At 66.0% G+C, this 20,615-nt stretch carries 21 protein-coding genes; 3 read left to right on the top strand and 18 right to left on the bottom strand.

What is annotated here, in order from left to right:
* Position 1: 1 nt before the first annotated feature.
* From AC1ME3_RS08185 to AC1ME3_RS08170, 4 genes are read right to left on the bottom strand one after another with little or no spacing between them, the layout of a single operon-like run.
* The gene (locus AC1ME3_RS08185) at positions 2–616 is read right to left on the bottom strand and encodes a nicotinate-nucleotide adenylyltransferase (protein ID WP_480955581.1); all 615 of its coding nucleotides are present in this window, start codon (positions 614–616) and stop codon (positions 2–4) included.
* On the bottom strand, positions 613–894 hold the full coding sequence (locus AC1ME3_RS08180; RefSeq protein ID WP_480955580.1) for a type II toxin-antitoxin system RelE/ParE family toxin: 282 nt from the start codon (positions 892–894) through the stop codon (positions 613–615). The genes AC1ME3_RS08185 and AC1ME3_RS08180 overlap by 4 nt, the downstream gene beginning before the upstream one ends.
* A complete protein-coding gene (locus AC1ME3_RS08175; RefSeq protein WP_480955579.1) occupies positions 891–1,145 on the bottom strand; it encodes a hypothetical protein in 255 nt (84 codons plus the stop codon). The genes AC1ME3_RS08180 and AC1ME3_RS08175 overlap by 4 nt, the downstream gene beginning before the upstream one ends.
* Before the next feature lie 31 nt (positions 1,146–1,176).
* Positions 1,177–2,439, bottom strand: a complete 1,263-nt coding sequence (locus tag AC1ME3_RS08170) for a glutamate-5-semialdehyde dehydrogenase (RefSeq protein WP_480955578.1) — start codon at positions 2,437–2,439, stop codon at positions 1,177–1,179.
* Positions 2,440–2,516: 77 nt separating this feature from the next.
* Between AC1ME3_RS08170 and AC1ME3_RS08165 the strand changes: the two genes are divergently transcribed.
* Positions 2,517–3,626, top strand: a complete 1,110-nt coding sequence (locus AC1ME3_RS08165) for a DUF3667 domain-containing protein (RefSeq protein ID WP_480955577.1) — start codon at positions 2,517–2,519, stop codon at positions 3,624–3,626.
* Between the two features lie 150 nt (positions 3,627–3,776).
* Here AC1ME3_RS08165 and AC1ME3_RS08160 read toward each other — a convergent pair whose 3' ends face one another.
* From AC1ME3_RS08160 to ruvB, 7 genes are all read right to left on the bottom strand, one after another.
* A complete protein-coding gene (locus AC1ME3_RS08160) occupies positions 3,777–4,154 on the bottom strand; it encodes a hypothetical protein (RefSeq protein ID WP_235518258.1) in 378 nt (125 codons plus the stop codon).
* A gap of 63 nt (positions 4,155–4,217) precedes the next feature.
* A complete protein-coding gene (gene ftsH, locus AC1ME3_RS08155; protein ID WP_243644099.1) occupies positions 4,218–6,125 on the bottom strand; it encodes an ATP-dependent zinc metalloprotease FtsH in 1,908 nt (635 codons plus the stop codon).
* A 199-nt stretch (positions 6,126–6,324) separates the two neighbouring features.
* A complete protein-coding gene (gene tilS / locus AC1ME3_RS08150; protein ID WP_480955576.1) occupies positions 6,325–7,290 on the bottom strand; it encodes a tRNA lysidine(34) synthetase TilS in 966 nt (321 codons plus the stop codon).
* A 193-nt stretch (positions 7,291–7,483) separates the two neighbouring features.
* Positions 7,484–8,419, bottom strand: a complete 936-nt coding sequence (locus AC1ME3_RS08145; RefSeq protein ID WP_480955575.1) for a tetratricopeptide repeat protein — start codon at positions 8,417–8,419, stop codon at positions 7,484–7,486.
* Between the two features lie 95 nt (positions 8,420–8,514).
* Positions 8,515–9,528, bottom strand: coding sequence for a helix-turn-helix domain-containing protein (locus AC1ME3_RS08140; protein ID WP_480955574.1), 1,014 nt, complete (start codon positions 9,526–9,528; stop codon positions 8,515–8,517).
* A 69-nt stretch (positions 9,529–9,597) separates the two neighbouring features.
* Positions 9,598–11,871 carry a phosphoenolpyruvate--protein phosphotransferase gene (gene ptsP / locus AC1ME3_RS08135; protein WP_480955573.1) on the bottom strand — a complete coding sequence of 758 codons (2,274 nt, stop codon included), beginning with the start codon at positions 11,869–11,871 and terminating at the stop codon, positions 9,598–9,600.
* Positions 11,872–12,151: 280 nt separating this feature from the next.
* Positions 12,152–13,177, bottom strand: coding sequence for a Holliday junction branch migration DNA helicase RuvB (gene ruvB / locus AC1ME3_RS08130; protein ID WP_480955572.1), 1,026 nt, complete (start codon positions 13,175–13,177; stop codon positions 12,152–12,154).
* Between the two features lie 53 nt (positions 13,178–13,230).
* Between ruvB and AC1ME3_RS08125 the strand changes: the two genes are divergently transcribed.
* Positions 13,231–14,139: a 2-hydroxyacid dehydrogenase gene (locus AC1ME3_RS08125; RefSeq protein WP_480955571.1), complete on the top strand. Its 909-nt coding sequence runs from the start codon at positions 13,231–13,233 to the stop codon at positions 14,137–14,139.
* Between the two features lie 149 nt (positions 14,140–14,288).
* On the opposite strand, the gene ruvA is transcribed toward AC1ME3_RS08125, so the two are convergent.
* The 5 genes from ruvA to AC1ME3_RS08100 all read right to left on the bottom strand — a co-directional run bounded on the left by ruvA (position 14,289) and on the right by AC1ME3_RS08100 (position 18,226).
* Entirely contained in the window at positions 14,289–14,888 is a 600-nt protein-coding gene (ruvA, locus tag AC1ME3_RS08120; RefSeq protein WP_107963179.1) for a Holliday junction branch migration protein RuvA, read from the bottom strand.
* An 82-nt stretch (positions 14,889–14,970) separates the two neighbouring features.
* Positions 14,971–15,960, bottom strand: coding sequence for a hypothetical protein (locus tag AC1ME3_RS08115; RefSeq protein ID WP_480955570.1), 990 nt, complete (start codon positions 15,958–15,960; stop codon positions 14,971–14,973).
* A gap of 244 nt (positions 15,961–16,204) precedes the next feature.
* Entirely contained in the window at positions 16,205–16,711 is a 507-nt protein-coding gene (ruvC, locus tag AC1ME3_RS08110; RefSeq protein WP_056484899.1) for a crossover junction endodeoxyribonuclease RuvC, read from the bottom strand.
* A gap of 195 nt (positions 16,712–16,906) precedes the next feature.
* Positions 16,907–17,650, bottom strand: a complete 744-nt coding sequence (locus AC1ME3_RS08105) for a YebC/PmpR family DNA-binding transcriptional regulator (protein WP_480955569.1) — start codon at positions 17,648–17,650, stop codon at positions 16,907–16,909.
* A 30-nt stretch (positions 17,651–17,680) separates the two neighbouring features.
* Positions 17,681–18,226, bottom strand: a complete 546-nt coding sequence (locus AC1ME3_RS08100) for a DUF1003 domain-containing protein (protein WP_480955568.1) — start codon at positions 18,224–18,226, stop codon at positions 17,681–17,683.
* Between the two features lie 110 nt (positions 18,227–18,336).
* On the opposite strand from AC1ME3_RS08100, the gene AC1ME3_RS08095 reads away from it, so the two are divergent.
* Positions 18,337–19,800: a helicase HerA domain-containing protein gene (locus AC1ME3_RS08095; protein WP_121904341.1), complete on the top strand. Its 1,464-nt coding sequence runs from the start codon at positions 18,337–18,339 to the stop codon at positions 19,798–19,800.
* A gap of 4 nt (positions 19,801–19,804) precedes the next feature.
* Here AC1ME3_RS08095 and AC1ME3_RS08090 read toward each other — a convergent pair whose 3' ends face one another.
* Both AC1ME3_RS08090 and AC1ME3_RS08085 read right to left on the bottom strand, forming a co-directional pair.
* Entirely contained in the window at positions 19,805–20,248 is a 444-nt protein-coding gene (locus AC1ME3_RS08090; RefSeq protein WP_480955567.1) for a nuclear transport factor 2 family protein, read from the bottom strand.
* Positions 20,249–20,327: 79 nt separating this feature from the next.
* The gene (locus tag AC1ME3_RS08085) at positions 20,328–20,594 is read right to left on the bottom strand and encodes a DUF1294 domain-containing protein (protein ID WP_480955566.1); all 267 of its coding nucleotides are present in this window, start codon (positions 20,592–20,594) and stop codon (positions 20,328–20,330) included.
* Positions 20,595–20,615: the final 21 nt, after the last annotated feature.

Here is a 20,615-nt window from a genome sequence, read left to right as displayed (position 1 = left end):
GTCAGCTCCTGGGTAAGACTACCGAGCCAGCAACGTGCTGAGCCCAGTCGGGATTTTCGGCACGCAGGCCGGTTGCGGAGGTCGGGTCGGGTCGGAAGCGCAACAGCACGAGGGCCGGCAATCTCCACGTCGTCCAGCTCTTCGCATGGTCTGTGCGCCGTTGGAAGCGCCGCAGCCAACACATCGCGGGGGCCGCGAGGGCGCGCCCGTCATATCCCGGACGCGCGATTACCGCAATCGGAACCTCGCGGGCGATCTGGCGCCAGTTCTTCCAGCGGTGGAAGTCGGCGAGATTGTCCGCCCCCATCAGCCAGATGAAGCGGATTTTCGGGTAGCGCCGCTTGAGCTTGCGGATCGTGTCGAGCGTGTAGCGAGTGTGCAGCCGCGCCTCGATGTCGGTCGCGCGGATCGGTGCGCGGCAAGCCATCCGCCGCGCCGAGGCGAGACGCGCGGCGAGCGGCGCCATGTCGTTCGCCGCGTCCTTGAGCGGGTTGCCGGGAGATACCAGCCACCACGCCTCGTCGAGCGCGAGCGCGTCGATCGCTGCGAGCGTGATACCGCGGTGGCCACGGTGGGCGGGATTGAACGACCCGCCGAGGATACCGACGTGGGTCAAGGCTCGAAGCGCCGGTCTTGCTTGACGTGCATTAGGCGAACCACGTCGACGCCGTTCGCTATCGGACGGTAAAGTATCAGATACTCCGTTCCACGGATCGACCATTTCCTGAGATCGCCGTTAGCGATTGGCCCCAGATACGGGTTGTCAGCCAACAGACGTACCGCAGCGACTGCCATGCCGCCGACGCGGCGGGCATGATCCGCCGAATACTCTCGATACCGATCGACTTCACCGAGATCCGCGAGCGCCGACGCGGACCAGATCGCACGCCTCACTCGGCCGCTATGTCGCGGTGACGCGCCTCGAACCACGCTTCGACCTGTTCCTGCGTGTAGGAACGACCGGCATCGATATCGTCGATACCTTCCTGCACGAAGGCTGCGAGCTCGATATCCATTTGCGTGGCGGTCTTGACGACCGACTTCACATACGCATCGACCGTCATATCGCGCCAAGCCGCCGCGGCCTTTAGCGAAGCCAGCGAAGCCGTGTCGAGATCCAGGGTAAGCGAAGCACCTTCCGTCATGCGGCGAGGATATGCCTCTGACCGTGCTTTATCAACCGCGCACCTGGCCGGTGCCGCGGCCGATCCATTTGTAGGTGGTGAGGCCTTCGAGCGCGACCGGGCCGCGGGCGTGGAGGCGACCAGTGGCGATGCCGATCTCCGCGCCGAGGCCGAACTCGCCGCCATCGGCGAACTGGGTAGACGCGTTCCAGAGAACGATCGCGCTGTCGACTGAGGTCAGAAAACGCTCGGCGACGGCGGCGTCTTCGGCGACGATCGCATCGGTGTGGTGCGAGCCGTGGCGGGCAATATGCGCTACCGCGCCTTCGAGTCCGTCGACGATCGCGACCGAGGCGATCGCGTCGAGATATTCCGTGTCCCAGTCGATTGCAGCGGCGGCAGCGATCTCTGGAACAATGGCGTGCGCGCCAGCATCGCCGCGTACTTCGCAGCCCATTGCAGCGAGACTTCGGATTAGGTTGGCCGCGTCCGCATAATCGCGGTCGATCAGCAGGGTCTCCATGGACCCGCAGACGCCCGTGCGGCGCATCTTCGCATCGACGACGACAACCCTCGCCATCGCGGCATCGGCCGACGCATGCACGAAGACATGGTTGATGCCGTCGAGATGCGCGAGGACGGGCACGCGCGCTTCGGCCTGAACGCGCGCGACGAGACTCTTGCCGCCGCGGGGGATGATCAGGTCGATCACCCCGTCAGCCTTCAGCATCGCGCCGACCGCCGCGCGATCGGTGGTCGGCACGAGCTGGACCGCGTCGACGGGCATACCGCCCGCCTTCAGCCCGGCGACCAGTGGCGCGTGGATCGCGCGATTGCTCTTCACGGCTTCAGACCCACCGCGCAGGATCGCCGCGTTGCCGGCCATCACGCATAGCGCTGCGGCATCCGCCGTAACGTTGGGGCGGCTCTCGTAGATGATGCCGATGACGCCAATCGGCACACGGACGCGTGAGAGCTTCAGGCCGTTCGGACGCTCGCTGGCGTCGATCACCTGCCCAACCGGATCCGCCAGCGCTGCCACGGCCGCGACACCGTCAGCCATCGCCGCTACACGCGCTTCATCAAGCCGCAACCGATCGAGCAGCGCACCCGACAGACCGGCCTCGCTCGCGCGCGTCATGTCCTCAACGTTCGCCGCAACGATCTCAGCAGATGCCGCCCGGATCGACTCCGCCGCCAATGCAAGCGCCGCGGCTTTAAGCGCCGGCGGCATCGCTGCTAGCACCAGCGCGGCAGAGCGCGCGCGTGCGCCCATTTCGGCGATCATTTCGGTCGGATTTTCTGCGTCGGCCATGGTCAACGCGGTACCATGCGAAGCCTCTCGCGCCAACGTCGCGAACTCGTTACGCTGCCGATATTGCAGGGGGACGCATGACTGGGGATATTGGGGCAGCGGCGGATATCGCCACGGGGACAGTCGTCGGGCGCGCGTTCGAACCGAGCGCGGGCGAAGCGCACGGCGCGCATACAAGTCATGGTACGGACGGTGCGCTGTGCCTCAACTGCGGGACGCGGTTGTTGGGCGAGCACTGCCATGCTTGCGGCCAATCGGCGCATGTCCACCGCTCGCTCGGCGGGATTGGGCATGAGATTGCTCATGGGGTTTTCCATTTCGAAGGCAAGATATGGCGGACCTTGCCGCTGCTGGTGCTCCACCCGGGTGCGCTCACGCGGCGGTACGTCAATGGCGAGCGGGCGCGGTTCGTGTCGCCGCTCGCTTTGTTCCTGTTCACCGTCTTCCTGATGTTCGCGACGATCGGCGCGGTCGGCGGGGAAATGACGAAGGACTTCATCCGGGACGAGCGTACCGGCAAGACGTCCGACTATGCGCGCGAGGCCGCCAGAGCTCGCCTCGCACTGAATAAAGTCGAGGCGCAGCAGGAGGTTGCGAAGCGTGCGCCCGCCAAATATTCGGGAGAACAGCTTGCCACGCTCGATCGGCAGGCGAGCGCGCTGCGCACCACTGTCCGCGCACTCGGGGTCGCGGCCGATATGCAAAATGGCGGCGCCAATGGTTCGCTGGTCGACCTGGGCGATTTCAAAACTGGCTGGGAACGGCTCGACCACGGGATCGCCAAGGCGAACGGCAATCCGGGACTGATGTTCTACAAGCTGCAGACCAGCGCGTATAAATACAGCTGGGGCCTGATTCCGTTATCCGTGCCGTTCATGGCGCTTCTTTTCCTCTGGCGACGCCGACATCACCTCTACAACCACGCGATCTTCGTGACCTATTCGCTGGCGTTTATGATGCTGCTGACAATCGTGTTGATCATCGCGGGCGTGATCGGCGTCGCGGAGGGCTGGATCGTGATGGCCGCGATGTGCGTGCCGCCAGTCCATATGTTCGCGCAGCTTCGTGGGGCTTATGAGTTGCGGAAGTGGTCGGCGGCTTGGCGAACGGTGGCGCTGTTAACGTTCGCGTTCACGGTTTTGCTGGCGTTTATCGTGCTGCTGTTACTGCATGGGCTGACGGACTGATTGTTATTAAGCGGGTCCTGCCAACTCCCGTTCGTGCCGAGCGAAGGCGAAGCACCTTCGCGCGGGGTATGTCCTTCGACTTCGCTCAGGACGAACGGGAGAAAGAGGACACCCTCGACATCCTTAACTTCCCCACGACTCCGAACATCTTCAGCGGCAGGGGTAGAGGTTCGCCAGAACGCGGGCGTAGCCGTCCTTGAGGGGGCGTTTCTGGTAGCTGGCGGGGAGTTCGTTGAGGCCATCGAGCATGTCCATGATCCCGACCGACTCACCTTCCGGAACGCAGGCGATCGGTGGTTTGCCGGCGGCGGCGCGGGCGGCGCGTTCCGCCTTCAACTGATTGGTCGCCGCCTTGGCTTCGGCCTTCAGGGCGGGAAGGTCGGGCGACATCAGCGCCATCGGGCCCTGGTCACGCAACGCGTTGGCTCGGGCCAGGAAGGTGCCGACGGTCATCGCCGCGCTTGCCGGCATTGCCGCGCCGACCATCAGTAGCGCTGCGACTACAGCCTTGGAACGCGAATACGACATGGGCGGCCTTTCCGAGAAAAGACCGCCCATAGAGCTACTTAAGTGACTGTCCGGTGAACCGGATCACGCCCCCAAAGGGGTTGGCGTCCCGAAAGGTCCCGACGGACGGCGGGTCTTGGGGATCGACGTACCCGCACGCGGGACGGTCGATGCCTTCGCACCCGGATCCGGACGATCGAGATCCTCGCCCGCGATCAGCTTCTTGATCTCGTCACCGGTCAGCGTCTCGAACTCGAGCAACGCGCCGGCCACGGTGTGAAGCTGGTCGACGTGATCACTCAGCACCTGCTTGGCGCGGTCGAGACCACCTTCGACGATCCGCTTGATCTCGTCGTCGATCAACTGCGCGGTCTGGTTCGACATGCGCGACGGACGGCTCGACGAGTAGCCGAGGAACGACTCGCCCTCGGGCTCCCCGTATTCCAGCGGTCCAACCTTGTCCGACATGCCCCAACGCGTGACCATGTCGCGTGCCAGACCCGTGGCGTACTGGATGTCGCCCGAGGCGCCGCTCGACACCTTGTCGTAGCCGAAGATGACTTCCTCGGCGACGCGTCCGCCCATCGAGACCGCGAGGTTCGCGTACATCTTGTCGCGGTGATAGCTGTACGAGTCGCGCTCGGGCAGGCGCATGACCATGCCCAGCGCACGACCGCGCGGAATGATCGTCGCCTTGTGGATCGGATCCGACGCAGCCTCATGCATCGCGACGACGGCATGGCCGGCCTCGTGATACGCAGTCATCCGCTTCTCGTCGTCGGTCATGACCATGCTGCGGCGCTCTGCGCCCATCATGACCTTGTCCTTGGCCTCCTCAAACTCGGCCATCGCCACCAAGCGCTTGCCCTTGCGCGCGGCATGCAGCGCCGCCTCGTTGACGAGGTTGGCGAGATCGGCACCGGAGAACCCAGGCGTTCCGCGTGCGATGACGCGAGCATCGACGTCGGGCGCGAGCGGCACCTTCTTCATGTGCACTTCAAGGATCTTGATGCGACCCTCGATATCCGGACGCGGCACCGTGACCTGCCGATCGAAACGGCCCGGACGCAGCAGCGCCGGATCGAGCACGTCGGGACGGTTGGTCGCGGCGATGATGATGATGCCTTCGTTCGCCTCGAAGCCGTCCATCTCGACGAGCAGCTGGTTCAGCGTCTGCTCGCGCTCGTCGTTACCGTTGCCGAGACCGGCACCGCGATGACGACCCACAGCATCGATTTCGTCGATGAAGACGATGCAAGGTGCGGACTTCTTCGCCTGCTCGAACATGTCGCGGACACGGCTCGCGCCGACGCCGACAAACATCTCGACGAAATCGGAACCCGAGATCGTGAAGAACGGCACGCCAGCCTCACCCGCGATCGCGCGGGCGAGCAGCGTCTTGCCGGTCCCAGGCGAGCCGACCAACAGCGCGCCCTTGGGGATCTTGCCGCCGAGACGTGCGAACTTGGTCGGATCCTTCAGGAACTCGACGATCTCTTCCAGCTCTTCGCGCGCCTCGTCGATGCCGGCGACATCCTGGAAGGTGACCTTGCCCTCCTTCTGCGTCAGCATCTTCGCGCGGCTCTTGCCGAAACCCATCGCGCCCGAGCCAGAGTTCTTCTGCATCTGCTTCAACACGAAGAACGCGATACCGAGGAACAGCAGGAACGGCAGCGACTGATACAGGAGCAGCGCCAGCATCGACGGGCCCTCTTCGGGCTTCGCGCTGATCGAGACGCCCTTCTCGCGCAGCTTCGGCACGAGCGTCGAGTCCGGGATGGGATACGACTTGAACTTCTCGCCCGAGGACAATGTCCCCGAGATGATATCGCGCGAGATGTTGACGTCCTTGACGGTACCCTCGTCGACCTTGTCGAGGAACGCCGAATACGCGATTGTGTTTCCGCCCGACGCCGCGGTGCGACCGTCGAACATGGTCACGAACAGTGCCAGAGCGAGCAGGATGCCGACCCAGATCAACAGGCTTTTCATCCAAGGATTGCCGCCGCCGCCGTTTTCGGGACCGCCATTGCCGGGGCCGCCGTTTCCGGGGCCCTGGGGCTTCTGACCGCGGTTGTCGTTGTCGCTCATGGGTGCACGATACCTTTCATCGCACAAGATAAGCGTGCGCAGGTTAATGGCAATGGAACAACGCGCGACTTGCGTTGATCAGTGTGAACGGACGGGCGCGCTAAGCGGTTCTGCGCGGTGGTGCCTCGCGGAAGCGCCAGATGTCGCCCCGAACGCTGGCGATGATCCCGGCTTGGGTGGTGCGCTTGCCGCCCATCAGCGAGTCGAGCAGGCTTTCGATGTTGGCGGCCTCGGTCCATTCGGGCGCGACGATGCCGGCGTCGGTGCGGACCGTGCCGATCGCGCGGCGGGCAAGGCGGCGGAGAATCTCGCGGGGCAACTTCTCGACTGCGAGCTTCACTTCGCCGCCACCGACCTTGGCGCGTTCGGTCCAGATCCAGTCGACCATCGCGCGGACATCGGTGTCGGTCTCGGCAAGCGCGGCGGCGGCGCGCGCGAGGTTGGGCGTACCGAGCCATTCATTCTGGTCGAGCAACCGGCGGAAGCGGGTGCGATCGTGGCGGTCGTCGTGGTTCGAGGGATCGTCGAAGAACGGTACCTCCGCGCGGCGGACGATCGCGCGGAGTTCGGCGCGGCGCCAGTCGAGCAAGGGGCGGACGACCGTGACGCCGTGGACTTCGGTGCGGGCGCGGACACCGGCCAGGCCGGCGAGGCCTGACCCGCGGGCGGCACGCATGAGGAAGGTCTCGGCTTGGTCGTCGGCGTGATGCCCAGTGACGAGCGCCCCTGCCCCGATCGCGCGGGCGTGGTCGGTGAGGAGAGCGTAGCGCGTGGTGCGGGCTTGCGCCTGAATGCTGGCACCGGTGATCGGTTCGCTGGGGGCAAGCGTGGCGTGGGGTATGCCGAGCGTGGCGCAATGCGCGGCGACCATCGCGGACTCTTCCACTGCTTCGGGGCGGAGGCGGTGGTCTATGCTGGCGACCGTGAAGCCGGGGGGGAGCGCTTCGTGCGCGAGGGTGAGCATCGCCATGCTGTCGGGGCCGCCGGAGACGGCGAACAGCGGGTTGGTGATGTCGCTGGCGAGGCGCGCGAAGTCGGCGGCGAAGCGGCGTCCTTCTTCGGTCATGCGAGGCGCGTCATCATCGTAAAAAATATACCACCCCGGCGGAGGCCGGGGCCCAGTTGAGAAACGTTGCTGATCGAGCGCTGCGATCCATTACTGCGACCTTTCCAACTGGGCCCCGGCCTCCGCCGGGGTGGGGCTGGTTCGCGAGGTGCAGGCACGAACAGGCGGTCTCGCTTAACCATAAAGATATCGCTTACTTGCACTTCGCCGCGCTGCGCCCGGCGGCAACCTGCCCCTTCATCGCAGACGCCATCTTGGCGCCGTAGACGTCGTTCAGCTCGTCATACACCTTGCACGCATCCGCAGGCTTGTTGAGCTTGGTCAACGCCTGGCCGAGATACAGCAGGCTGTCCGGCGCGCGCTCACCCTCGGGCATCTTCTTGTAATTGTCGTAGAACGCCATCGACGCGAGGCTTGGCTTGCCCTCGTCGAGGTACGACCGGCCGAGCAGGTTCTGCGCGTAGCTGGCGCGCTTGCTCTTGGGGTATTCGGCGACGACCTTCTTCAGCTGAGCCTCGGCCTGCGGGTATTGCTTGGCCGCCCAGAGGCGATAGCCGTACATATACTCGTCCTCCGCCGGATCGCCGGTCGAGGGCTTCTCGACCGAGACCTTCGTCGGTGTCGCCGCGCCGGGCTTGCTCGCGGTTTCGGGGCGCGTGGTCGGGCGCGAGGGGCCGCTCGACGGCCCACCCGACTGATCGTCGGATTCGATCGGGCCACCAGTCCCCGCCCCCGTTGCGATCGGCGCGGGGCCGGTCTCGAGCGTCTTCATCCGCGCGTCGTTCGAGCGGCGGTAATTGTCGAACGCATCCTGCAACTGACGCGTGCGGTTCTGGTTCTGCTCGATCTGCTCGGTGAGCGAGGTCATCTGCTGTTCGAGCGACGTGACGCGCTGGTTCACGTCGGCGAGCGCACTGGTCGCGGGTGAGCCGGGCCCGGGGGCCTGCTCGCTCTGTGGCGCGCGGACTTCGGGCCGGAGCATCTGGCCCGCTCCGCCCGGGAAGACCTTCCGCTGGACGGCGCGCATTTCGCTTTCGAGCTTGCCGACGCGGCCCTCGACATTTTGTGCCTGTACGGCAGCGGGCAACAGCGCCGCAAGGCAGACGCCGACCAGAATTGACTTACGCATGGGCCACACCCCCCGGTGGATTGGTTAATCGTCCGGGTATAGCTGCACTACCCATCCTGTCGCCAGCCTTAAGACCCTGGCGATGATCGCCGGCTTTACGGATTGGGCGTTGCCGTAGCGGCAGGCGGCGGGTTGGCGGCTGCGTCGAGGTTGGCGCGCTGCGTTTCGCTCAGCGCACGACGCGGCGTGCGGGGACGGCTTGCAGTACGCGGCCGCTCGGACGACCGCGTCGACGTCGGCGTCGCTTCGGCCGCAGCAGGCGTCGTCTGAGGCTCGGGCGTGCCAGCGATCCGCGCGGCGATGGCCGGTGCACCTACGGACACGTCCTTGATCGCGCGCTCGCCCGTGCCGAGCGCAGGAGCCGCGGCGCCGTTGAGCGTAACCGCAAGCTTGTCTGCACGACCGATGTTGATCTTCGGATCCTTGGCATCCTTCGGCACGTCGAACTTCTCGCCGGGCTTCATCGTGCCGAGGTACAAAGTCTTGTTGTCGGCATCGTAGACGCGCATCCACACCTCGTCCGAGGCGGTCAGCGTGACCTGCCCGTTGGCGGGCGTGGCCGGCGCGGGGACCGGCTGCGCGGTCTGCGCGGCGGGGTTCGGCGCGGTTTCTGCGATCGGCGTCGTGGTCGAGGCGTTGTTCGAACCGCGGAACATGTCGGTGCCGTACCACAGCCCGACCAGCACCAGCACCGCGATCGCGATGCCCAGCGCGACGATCGCCAGCCCGCGCGAGGGCACGCGCGATGGATCGGTCATCTCATAGGGTTCGTATTCGGGCTTCTTGCTGCCGAGCTTCGCGACGTCACTTCGGACGATGTTCGCGATCTGCACCTCGTCGATGCCCATCGCGCGCGCATAGGCGCGGCTGAACCCGACCGCGTAGGTCGAGGACGGCAGCGTGGAATAATCGGACGCTTCGATCGCTTCGAGGTGCCGCAACGGCACGCGGGTACGCGTCGCGATATCCGCGACGGTCAGGCCCTGCGCCTCGCGCGCCTTGCGGAGAATGTCGCCAGCACGCTCTGGTTGAGCGGGTGCTGCGTTCTGGCCGGTCTCGACCTCGTCCATTCTTATCTCCGAGCGCGGGCGCGTAGCGTTGCCCGCCATGTCACCCGTCTTTCAGAGGCCCTTAGCCGTGTCAACGCACCGAACGTCTTAACCACAGCTTTCCGCCGATCAGACGATTTCGACGCCGTTTTCCGTCGCCCAGTTGGTCAGCGCACCGCGCATGTCGCGCGGCGGGTTGGCCAGCAGTCCTGCCATGTATGCGGTCAGCGCAGCGCGATCGAGCGAGCGGGTCATCGCCTTGATCGGGCCGACCGCCGCGGGGGTGATCGACAGCCGCTCGATGCCTAGTCCGATCAGCGCCATCGCCTCCAGCGGACGCCCACCCATTTCGCCGCAGACCGCCAGATCGACCGAGGCGTCGCGGACCGGTGCGACCAGCCGTGCGATGAAGCGGAGGATCGACGGGCTGAGCCAGTCGTAGCGCTCGGCGAGCTTCGGGTTGGCGCGATCGGCGGCGAACAGGAACTGCGTGAGGTCGTTGGTGCCGATCGACAGAAACTCGATCTTCGGCAGCAGGATGTCGAGCATCTCGGCGAGCGCCGGCACCTCCAGCATCGCACCGTAGCGGATCGCGAGCGGCATCTTTCGCCCGCGTCCCTCCAGCCAGGTCCGCTGTGCCTCGAACAGCGCGCGTGCCTCGTCGAACTCCCAGGGCTCGCTGACCATCGGGAACATCACGTTGAGCGTGCGGCCGGCGGCGGCTTCTAGAAGGGCGCGCGCCTGCACCTTCATCAACCCGTCGCGCTCCAGGCCGAGGCGCAGTGCGCGCCAGCCCATTGCCGGGTTCTCCTCGTCGGAATCCTCCTTGTTGAGATACGGCAGCGCCTTGTCGCCGCCGATATCGACGGTGCGGAAGATCACCGGGCGTGTCCCCGCCGCGTCGAGCACTTCGCGGTAGAGCCGCTGCTGGCGCTCGCGCTGCGGTAGCGTTGCGGAGACGAGGAACTGGAATTCGGTGCGGAACAGGCCGATGCCATCCGCGCCAGTGACGTCGAGCGCGGCGACGTCGTCGCGGAGGCCCGCATTTACCATCAGCGTGAGTCGGTGGCCGTCCTTGGTGATCGGCGGCACGTCGCGCAGCGCCGCGAACGCCGCCTTGCGCTTCTGACGCATCGCGAGGCGCGCCTCGAACGCTTCCTCCATCGCTGCCGAGGGCCGCGCGAAGACGTTGCTTTCCGCGCTGTCGAGCAAAAGCATGTCGCCCTCTGCGACCAACCGACGGATGTCGCGGACACGGCCGAGCACTGGTACGCCCATCGCGCGTGCGACGATCGTGACGTGCGCGGTGAGCGAGCCCTCCTCCAAGATCACGCCCTTCAGGCGCCGCTTGTCGTATTCGAGCAGTTCGGCGGGGCCGAGGTTGCGCGCGATGAGGATGGTGTCCTGGCGCAGACCCATCTGCGCGGCGGTACCCATCTGGCCCGAGACGATCCGCAGTAGCCGGTTCGACAGATCCTCCAGATCGTGCATCCGGTCGGCGAGCAGGGGATCGTCGATCTGGCGCATGCGCTGGCGGGTGCGTTGCTGGACGCGTTCGATCGCAGCTTCGGCGGTGAGGCCGGAGTCGATCGCTTCGTTGATGCGCCGCGCCCAGCCCTCGTCATAGGCGAACATCTTGTAGGTCTGGAGCACCTCGACATGCTCGCCGCCGACGCCGAATTCGGCTTCGCGCGTCATCCGGTCGATGCCTTCGCGCATCTTGTCGAACGCCGCGTAGACGCGGTGGCGCTCGGCGTCGGTGTCCTCGGCGACGGTGTGCTCGATGTGGATGCGCGGCTGGTGATAGACCGCGAAGCCCGCGCCCATGCCGTCGACGAGCTTCTGGCCGGGGATGCGCATCGCCGCGGTCGACTGCGGGCGATCCGCGCCGCCGCCGGTCGTGTCGATCAGCCCCGCGTTGGCGATCAGTTCGGAGAGCACCATAGCCACCGTCTGCAGCGCCTCGATCTCGACGTCCGCGTATCGGCGACGGTCGGTGTGCTGGACGGCCAGGACCCCCACGGAGCGCTCGCGACGGATGATCGGCACGCCCGCGAAACTATGGAAGCGGTCCTCGCCGGTCTCGGGCTTGTAGGCGAAATCGGGGTGGCTCGCGGCTTCGTCGAGGTTGAGCACCTCGACATCCTCGGCGATCGTGCCGACCAGGCCTTCGCCGAGCGCGAGCTTGGTGACGTGGACCGCGGCCTGGTCGAGGCCGCGGGTCGCGAACAGTTCGAGCACGCCCTCGCGCAATAGGTAGATCGAGCAGACTTCGCTATCGATCGCGGTGGCGATGATGCCGACGACGGCGTTCAGCTTGGCTTGCGCGGACGTGCGCGACGCCATCACGTCGTGAAGGCTGGTGAGGATTTCGCGGGCGGAGGCGGCGGCCGAAAGGGGCATTCGCGTTGGCTATCAGATGAAACGCTTGGGTGCCACGCAACAAAAGCAGTGTTGGGGTGAAGTTCGATCGATCGGGCGGTGGGGATTCTTACAAGAGAGGACTCGGCGTCAGCAGACCGACGTTCCTTGCCACCAAACTTAAACGATCCTCCCCCGCAAGGGGGAGGTGGCGCCGAAGGTGACGGAGGGGGAGGACACGGAACAGACTGGTTCGCCTGCCTCCCCCTCCGTCAGGCGATGCCTGCCACCTCCCCCTGGCGGGGGAGGATTGCAGAATAGTCTAGGTTTCGAACAGACCGTCCTGACTTCCGGCCGGTGGATTCAGACCCAGGTGTTTCCAGCCGCCTGCATTCAGGAACCGACCGCGAGCGGTGCGTGCGATCAGGCCGAGCTGGATAAGATACGGCTCGATCACTTCCTCGATCGTGTCGCGCGGTTCGCTCAGACCCGCCGCCAGCGTCTCCACGCCGACCGGGCCACCGCGGTAGATGTCGGCGATCATCATAAGATAGCGGCGGTCCATCGCGTCGAGCCCGAGCGAATCGACCTCCAGCCGGTTGAGCGCAGCATCCGCCGCCCGCGCGTCGACCATCTCGTGCCCCGCGACATTGGCGAAATCGCGCACTCTTCGCAGTAATCGCCCGGCGATACGCGGTGTGCCGCGGGCGCGGCGCGCGATCTCCATCGCGCCGTCCTTAGCGATGCCCAGTCCGAGCAGTCCCGCCGCTCGCGTGACGACGCGCTCTAGTTCCTCGACCGTGTAGAATTGCAGCCGCACCGGGATGCCGAAGCGATCGCGCAGCGGCGTCGTCAGCAACCCCTGCCGCGTCGTCGCGCCGATCAGCGTGAACCGCGGGAGGTCGATGCGCACCGATCGCGCGCTCGGGCCCTCGCCGATCATCAGGTCGAGCGCGCGATCCTCCATCGCGGGATACAGCACTTCCTCGACCGCGGGCTGCAACCGGTGGATCTCGTCGATGAACAGCACATCGCCATCCTCGAGATTGGTCAGCAGCGCGGCGAGATCGCCCGACTTGGCGATCACCGGGCCCGAGGTGGCACGGAAGCCCACGCCCATCTCGCGCGCGACGATCTGCGCGAGCGTGGTCTTGCCGAGCCCCGGCGGACCGAAGAACAGAACATGATCCAGCGCATCGCCACGCGACTTCGCCGCCTGGATGAAGATGCGCAAATTTTCGCGGGCAGCCTTCTGCCCGACGAATTCGTCGAGCGTCTTCGGGCGCAGCGCGGCGTCGACGTCTTCGGGGCGCTTGGCGGCAGTCAGGATGCGGTCTGTATCGGTCACACCCTGCGATAGCGCGCTCGCGGTGAAGGGGGCAAGGCGGCTATGGGTGTGGGATGACCAACGACACCTCGCACCCCGATTTGTATCTGCTGGGCGGAGTCTCGCGCGCGTTGGAGGCGACGCTTGCCGAGCGCTTCACGTTGCACCGCGAGGATCCGCCGGCGACGACGCGCGCGATCGTCGGTGGCGGGAGCAGCGTGGTGGATGCGGCGCTGCTCGATCGCCTTCCCGCGCTGGAGATCATTGCGATCCACGGCGTCGGCTATGACGGAATCGACCTCGCCGCGACCAAGGCGCGCGGCATCGCGGTGACGACGACGCCGGACGTGCTGACCGACGACGTCGCGGACCTTGCGATCGGGCTGATGCTGGCAGTGCAGCGGCGGATCGTCGCGAATGACCGTGCGGTGCGGGACGGCGGGTGGCAGGTCGATCTCGCGCGCCCGGCTAGCGGGCGGCGGATCGGGATTTTCGGGCTGGGGCGGATCGGTAGAGCCATCGCCAAGCGTGCTGCGCCGTTTGCGCGCGAACTCCATTATACGGCGCGATCCGCAAAGCCGGATTTCGAAGGCGTGTTTCATGCCGACATCGCTTCGCTGGCGGCGGCGTGCGACGTGCTGATCATTGCCGCGCCTGGTGGCGAGGCGACGTCGCATATCGTGGATGCGGGGGTTCTCGCGGCGCTTGGCGAGGACGGTATTTTCATCAACATCGCGCGGGGTAGTCTGGTCGACGAACCGGCGCTGGTGGCGGCACTTCTGGACGGGACGATCGCCGGGGCGGGGCTCGATGTGTTCGCCGACGAACCTGCGGTTCCCGACGCGGTCAAGGCGCTGGATCAGGTTGTCCTGTCACCGCATCAGGGTAGCGCGACCGTCGATGGGCGGTGGGCGATGGCGGCGTTGGTGGTTGCGAACCTCGATGCGCATTTTGCCGGACGACCGCTGCCGACTGCACTCTGAGACGGGGACTGGGCAAACCAAGCCCCCCTTTCCGTTCGCCTTGAGCGAAGTCGAAGGCTGTGCCCCAAGAGAGGGTGCTTCGACTTCGCTCAGCACGAACGGAAGGGGGAGCGAGCGAAGGGTTAAGAACGGTCTGAACGAGTCTGAAACTAAGACTTCGACGCCTTGCGCAACGCCAGCCGGACCAGTGCATCAAGCGAAGCGCCCGGTCCCAGTTCCTCGTCCGCCGCCGCCACCGCGACGCTCGCCTCGTTCGGGCGGAACCCGAGGTTGAGCAGCGCCGACACAGCATCCGCAGACGCGCCCGGCGCGGCGTTGACCACCGCAGGCCCTAGACCGAGCGCGATGCCGCCGACCTTGTCCTTCAATTCCATCACGATACGCTGGGCAAGCTTGGGCCCGACACCGTTTGCGCGCGCGACCATCGCCTTGTCGCCGCTGGCGATCGCGCGTGACAGGTCGACCGGCTCCAGCGCCGACAGGATCGCGAGCGCAACGCGGGCGCCGACCCCCTGCACGCCCGTCAGCAACCGGAACCAATCGCGCTCGTCTGCGCTGGAAAACCCGACAAGCCGCTGGAAATCCTCGCCTACCAGCAGTTCGGTGAACACCGTGCAGGCCTCGCCGATCGGGCCGAGCGCCGACAGCGTGCGCGCCGATGCGCCGACCAGATAGCCGACGCCGCCGACGTCGATCACGGCATGGTCGATGCCGGTCGAGTCCAGCCGTCCTTTGAGATGCACGATCATTGGATCAGGCGGTAGAACATCGACGGCGCGGCGTCATCCCGTCAAAATACCGGCTTCCCGGCTCGATCGCCCCGCGCCCAGGTCAGGCGTTTGGTTGCGGACGACCCTGCTCGCCCGTCGGACGGTTCTGGACGGGCGCAGCGACCTTCGCGGTTTCGTGCAGCGCTTGGGTCGGCGCGCCGATCACCATCGCGCGCGCACGCAGGCTGGCGCGCAGGAATACGGTGTCGGACGCGATGAAGCGGCGCGGGGTCGTGCCGAGGAACGTGCCGGCATCGCGGAGGAAATGCGAGGCGTCGAAATAGCTGCTGTCGATCTTCGAATAGTCCGCCATGCCGTCCGTCCGGATTAGGCTGATGAACGAGCGCAGGAACCGCGCCCGCCTCAGCAACAGCTTTGGGGGCATGCCGAAATGGCGCGTCGCCATGCGGCGCAGTTCATGCGTCGGGATGTCGAGGCGGTCGGCGACGTCCTTCATCTCGATCACGCCGTCGGTGACGGTCAACGCGGTGAACGCGCGGATCAAATCCTCGCGCGGATGCGGGCGAGTGAAAAACGCAGCGAACACCGCATCGAGCAGCGGCTTGATCATCGTGTCGTCGTCGAGCGCATCGAGCCCTTCGACCAGCCGCGCGGAAAGATCCGATCCCAGCGCCGAACTGAGCGGCACGACGCGGTTGTGGAACTCGCCCGCCGACCGCGCGGTGAGCCGCGACCAGCCGAGCGCACTGAGGCCGATGCCGACGGCGATCCCGCCACGCGTCTCGGTCCGGAAGGCGCGGCTGGTCGGGCCGTAGAAGCTTGCGCGGTCGAGCGGGCCGAAGCGGTGGTTGCCGACCGAGACGGTCAGTGGCCCGGCATCGACCAGCACGGAGATCATCGCCGGTGCCGGCAGATACCAGTTGAGCATCGGCGCGCGATCGTTCGAGGCGTAGATCGCATACCCCGTCAAATACTCGGACAAAGCGGGATCGGGCAGGTCGTACCGCATCGTCATGCCCGCAGGCATCGCGAACGCCGAGGCCGGGACGTTGTTGCTGTTCGTTCCTCCCCGTACGTGTTCGACCAGCATCGTGCCGCCTTTAATCTAAATTACATTCCCGCGCGGCGCTGCCACAGCGGTGATGGCTTGGCTATAAAAACTTGATTCAGGTATAATTATACCGATCGGGCGCCAATCTCACTCAAAATGAACCAGGTTTGTCTGAGCGGAGATTGACTTGGCCGAGTTGCGGCGAGGGAGACAACGTGCGTTTTCGCTGCGGCGCCTGAAAACGCCGTTGCCCGCTGTTTTAGATGGCATCAGCGGAGAAAGGTCAGGCGCCGACGCCGCTGCGTCGCGCCAGAGCGGCAGCACTTGCGACGTGATGCGCGTGCGTGATCGCGACCGCGAGCGCGTCGGCGGCATCGGGGCCGGCGAGTTTCGCCCCAGGCAACAACACGGCCATCATCGCCTGGATCTGTTTCTTGTCCGCGCCGCCGGTGCCGACGACGCCCTTCTTGACGGTCGAGGGGTGGTATTCGCCGATATGCAGCCCCGCGCCCGCCGCAGCGAGCAGGACGACGCCGCGCGCTTGCCCGAGCTTCAGCGTCGACTGCGCGTTGGTATTACCGAGCACTTCCTCGACCGCCGCGCCGTCAGGGCGTTCGGTGCGGATGACGTCGATCAACGCATTATACAGCGCGGTGAGCCGGCGGGGGAGCGCCATCGACGGATCGGTCTTGATCTGGCCGTTGGCGATATGGCTCAGCCGGTTGCCATCGGCGCGGATAACGCCCCAGCCGGTGGTGCCGAGGCCGGGGTCTAGTCCTAGGATGATCATGCCGAGGTAGAAGGTTGGTTCGCGCGGAGGCGCGGAGGCGCGGAGGGGGTGCGCTTTTGGCTATCGTCTCGCGTCAGCGGGACTCTCACACCGCTAGGCTGGCCTACCGATATGAGGCCGCTCGCGCGGAGGACGATTGCACGAAGCGCCACTCTCCGCGCCTCCGCGCCTCCGCGCGAACCAAACTTCTTCATCTCAACCCAAAGTCTCCATAATCTCGTCGGAGATCTCATAGTTGCCCCAGACGGTCTGCACGTCGTCGTCCTCGTCGAGCGCATCGATCAGCTTGAACAGCGTCGCTGCATCGTCCGCATCGACCGCGACCATGACCTGCGGACGCCAGGCGAGCTTGGCGCCTTCGGCCTCGCCGAGCTTGGCTTCCAACGCCTTGGCCACCTCGTGCAGGTCGCCCTGCGCGGTCCAGACCTCATGGCCGTCCTCGCTCGACGTGACGTCCTCGGCGCCAGCCTCCAGCGCCGCTTCGAACACCGTGTCGGCATCGCCTGCGCTTGCCGGATACGAGATCAGCCCGACGCGGTCGAATGCGTGGCTCACCGAACCGCCTGCGCCCAGATTGCCGCCGTTCTTGCCGACCGCGACGCGCACGTTGGTCGCGGTGCGGTTGCGGTTGTCGGTCAGCGCTTCGATGATCAGCGACACGCCGCCTGGGCCAAAGCCCTCGTAGCGGATCTCTTCGTAATTCTCGGCATCGCCACGGCTCGCCTTGTCGATCGAGCGCTGGATGTTCTCCTTGGGCAGGGACGCCGCCTTGGCCGCGTTCACCGCCGCGCGCAGGCGCGGGTTCATGTCGACGTCGGGCAGGCCCATCTTGGCCGCGACCGTGATTTCCCGGCTGAGCTTGCTGAACGCCGACGAGCGCTTCTTGTCCTGTGCGCCCTTGCGGTACATGATATTCTTGTATTTGGAATGGCCTGCCATCGGTGCCTCTAATAGCCTGATGCGGTGGCTTTAGGACGGTGAGGCCGTTTTCGCCAGAGCGTCGATCTTCTGCTCGATCGCGTCGAGCCGCGCCAGCACCAGGTGATCGATCTTGTGGTGGACGCGCAGAATATCGAGTTCGGCGCGCAGATTGGTCTCGTAGTCGAGACTCGCCGCGAGGCGATCCTTCGCCGATTGCCGGTTCTGGCTCATCATGATCACCGGCGCCTGGATCGCCGCGACCGTCGACAGCAGCAGGTTGAGGAAGATGTACGGGTAGGGATCGAACGCCGCGCCGAAATGCGTGAGGATGTCCGAGTTCAACAGCATCCAGCCGAGCAGCACCGCGGTGAACGCGATGATGAACCCCCACGACCCGCCGATCGCCGCGACCCGGTCCGACAGTCGCTCGCCGAAGGTCGACCGCTCGTCAGACACGTCGGCGGCATCGCGGCTGACGGTGGTCCCCGCCTCGATCCCGGCAAGGACGCGGCGCTCCTCGTCGTCGAGATCGCCCGGCGCCTTGCCGAGCAACCGTTGCGATAGATCGGCGAGCGGGGAGGATTTCGTAGCCATGAGTCGCGCCCTAGCCCGGGCTGCGGATTATGCCAGCGCAAAGCCCGGCTTGCGACGCAAGCGACAAAGACTCCTTGCCCCCATGCGCCCGCACCTGCCAAACGCGCGGCATGACGGTTAGCGTGAATATGGGCACCGACGGCAATGGTACTGCCGTCGGCGTCGACCTGGAGGAACTACTCGCCACCCGCCTGTTGGTGCAGGGCAATTCGGGCTCGGGAAAATCGCATCTGTTGCGCCGCCTGCTCGAGCGATCGGCGGGCCATGTCCAGCAGATCGTGATCGATCCCGAGGGCGATTTCGTGACGCTCGCGGGGCCGCACGGGCATGTCGTGATCGAGGCGGGCGACTATAGCGAACGCGAGATCGCGCGCATTGCGACGCGGTTGCGCGAACATCGGACGTCCGCCGTGCTGAGCCTCGAAGGGCTCGAGGTCGAGGGTCAGATGCGGTGTGCGGCGTCGTTCCTCTCAGCGCTGTTCGATGCGCCGCGCGAGCATTGGTATCCGGTGCTGGTGGTGGTCGACGAAGCGCAGATGTTCGCGCCGGTGACTGGTGGCGAAGTGTCGGAAGAGGTCCGTCGTGCGTCGCTAGCGGCGATGACCAACCTGATGTGCCGTGGCCGTAAGCGCGGCCTCGCCGGCGTGATCGCGACGCAGCGGCTGGCGAAGCTGGCGAAGAACGTCGCCGCGGAGGCGTCGAATTTTCTGATGGGCCGCACTTTCCTCGACATCGACATGGCGCGCGCGGCGGATCTGCTCGGCATGGAGCGACGCCAGGCCGAAGCAATTCGCGATCTCCAGCGCGGCACGTTCATGGCGCTCGGACCGGCGGTGTCGCGGCGTCCGATCACCGTGAAGATCGGCGACGTCGCGACATCGGCACGTAGCGGGAGCCCGAAGCTCACCCCCCTCCCCAGCGCCGCGCCGATGGACCTGCAGGACCTGTTGTCCGAGCCGGTGGTCGACGCGCCCGAACTCGGCCTGATGTTCGATTCGCGCCCGCGTCGCGTGCCGGCGGAGGAACTGCTCGACGGCATCGCCCGCCCGCCCGAGCCACGCACCGCCGCGCCGCCGCCGCCTGAGAAGACCGACGACGAGGTCGAGGCGGTCTACGCCGACGTCTTCCGCGCGATCGTGGAGGACCCTGAGTCGACGCTGCGTCCGCCATCGGTGCTGTTCCAGGATTTCCAGGTGCGCTGCCGGATGGGGGGCTTGGCGAAACCACCGCTCGATTTGCCCGGCTTCGTCCGGCGTCTCAGTTGCGCCCGCGCCGGCATCTTCGACATGACCGATGAGGCGTGGACGGCGGCGCTCGATGTGGCGAGCGGGCTGCCCGACGATATGCTCGGCGCGTTCCTTTTGGTGGCCCGCGCGGCACGTGAAGGCGAGCCCTGCCCGTCTGACGCGCGCATCGCAGCGACCTATGGTACGAGTTCGATCGGCCGTGTGAAGCGCCTGATTGGCTACATCGAAAGCCGCGAACTGATCGTGTGCCGGACCGATCTGGCCGGCAAACGCTCGATCACAATCCCAGGGCTGGGCTGGACGACGCTGCCGGCGGAGGCGGCGTAGGTCGTCATCCGCGGATCGGGGTGAACTGCAACGACACGAACTGCCAGTCGCCCTTGATCCGTCGCGCGACGAAGCCGGCCCGCAGCGCGCGCGTCTGCATCTGACCGTCCTTGCCGGGCATGGTGTAGGCGATCCGCATCGTGACGACGCCGATCGTGCCGGCGGGCCGCGCGACCGTTTCGGTGATCGTCATCGGCGGTGCCGCCGATTTCTTGTCGGCTGCGTAGAACCCGATCACGCGCTCGCGGGAATCGACCTCGCCGACCGGAGACACCTCCTGGTATTCGGGCGCCATCATCGCGATCATCGCCGCCTGATCGAACTGGTTGCGGACCCGGACGAACGCCTCGGCCCGCTGACCGAGTTTTTGGGTATCGACCTCAACCGATTGCGCCGCGACGGGAGCACTAACCAACGCCGCCGCCGCAATCCCCAAAAATACCCGCATGCTTGCCCCCGATGCAATGTTGCATAACGGCAATACACCTAAGCTTCGGGTGCAGCAATGACGCTGCCGGTTGCCGAACCTAGAATGCGAACGCGATGGCGAGACCTGCGACGACGCCAACTTGTACCATCGCGATGAGCTGGAGCCGACCGACGAATGGTTGCTTCCGTGTCTTGTGCCGGTAGCGATTGCGCGCCCAGAACGCGCCCGGGCTGCCGCCAAGTGCGGCGAGCCAGAGCAAGCGGGATTCAGGAATCCGCCATTCGCCCGTCAGCGATCGCCGCTTGTCGAGCGCGAACGCGGCGACCGTGATGACGTTGACCAGCACCAGCAAGAGGACGCCCATGACGACAGCAAGCGCAATATT

This window comes from Sphingomonas sp. BL2 (genome assembly GCF_056680015.1).
This window is presented reverse-complemented; position numbering and strand designations above follow the sequence as displayed.